General features: G+C 58.5%; 2 protein-coding genes. Both read right to left on the bottom strand.

The features are described from left to right. Nucleotides 1-5: 5 nt before the first annotated feature. Nucleotides 6-413, bottom strand: a complete 408-nt coding sequence (locus ACE4YL_RS04915) for a hypothetical protein (protein ID WP_461369316.1) — start codon at nt 411-413, stop codon at nt 6-8. Between the two features lie 137 nt (nt 414-550). After that, on the bottom strand, nt 551-1,248 hold a 698-nt coding region (gene floA / locus ACE4YL_RS04910; RefSeq protein WP_461369315.1), incomplete at its 5' end, for a flotillin-like protein FloA.

Raw genomic sequence — 1,248 nt, 5'->3', positions numbered from 1 at the left:
GACTGTTAAATCCCCCCCGGCCCCCCTTTTGCAAAGGGGGGAGTTCGGCGGGGGCGGAGGCTGCGCGGCGGGCCCAAAACTTCATGAAAGATAAAGGCCGCCAGCAGCTGATCTTTTTCAGTGAAGATGCGCGCCACATTCACAGGCACGGCCCCTTTTTGCGTGCTGGGCTGCAGGCCGCTCTCCGCTTTTTTTTCAGGCAGGTGAGCCGGGCTCAGCGGCAGCTCTGTCTTTGCATCGCCCGGCCGGGCTTTCTCCAGACGGGATTGACTTCCTGCCGGCCGGCTTTGCATCGTCGGCCAGGCCCGGCCCGGAGAGCGTCTAGATTCTTCTTGAGACCTGGCCCGCTTGATCGCATTGTTCACCAGGTTGATAATGGCGATCAACAGAAACAGGTAAAAGATATAGCCCACATCGCACACACCTTTCTAGATCATACCGGGACAACGGGGACGTACCTGTATGTCCCATTTTGATCGCCTTAAGTGTAATATGTGGGACAGAAAGGAACGTCCCTAGTGTCCCACTAATGTTCAACGGTGTCAGCCGCTTATTTATCTTCCGGCGCCGGCTCTGAGCGGCCCATTTTGCTGATGGCATCGCGCATCTCTGTATCGGCCACAATGTTTTTCAGGTTGTAGTAATCCAAGACCCCGATTTTCCCTTCACGCAGCGCCTGCGCCATGGCCTGGGGGATCTCCGCTTCCGCCTCCACCACCTTGGCGCGCATCTCCGCCACGGCGGCATGCATCTCCTGCTCGCGAGCCACGGCCATGGCCCGCCGCTCTTCCGCCTTGGCCTGGGCGATGCGCTTGTCGGCTTCGGCCTGGTCGGTCTGCAGCTCGGCTCCAATATTCTTCCCCACGTCAACATCGGCAATATCAATGGAGAGAATTTCAAAAGCGGTCCCCGCATCAAGACCCTTGTTTAAAACAGTCTCCGAAATCCTATCCGGATTCTCCAAAACAGATTTGTGATTATCCGCCGAACCGATGGTGGTAACAATCCCCTCGCCGACCCGGGCGATGATCGTCGGTTCCCCGGCCCCCCCGACGAGCCGGTCAATATTAGCCCGCACGGTCACCTTGGCTTTGGCCTTCACTTCAATCCCGTTTTTGGCCATCGCCGCCACTATCGGCGTCTCAATCACCTTGGGGTTGACGCTCATCTGGACCGCCTCGAGCACATCGCGGCCGGCCAGGTCAATCGCCGCAGCCCGCTCAAATGAAAGGGGAATCTCCGCCCGCT

The sequence above is a fragment of the Candidatus Darwinibacter acetoxidans genome, from assembly GCF_041936445.1.
Taxonomy (GTDB): domain Bacteria; phylum Bacillota; class Limnochordia; order Darwinibacteriales; family Darwinibacteriaceae; genus DTU010.
This window is presented reverse-complemented; position numbering and strand designations above follow the sequence as displayed.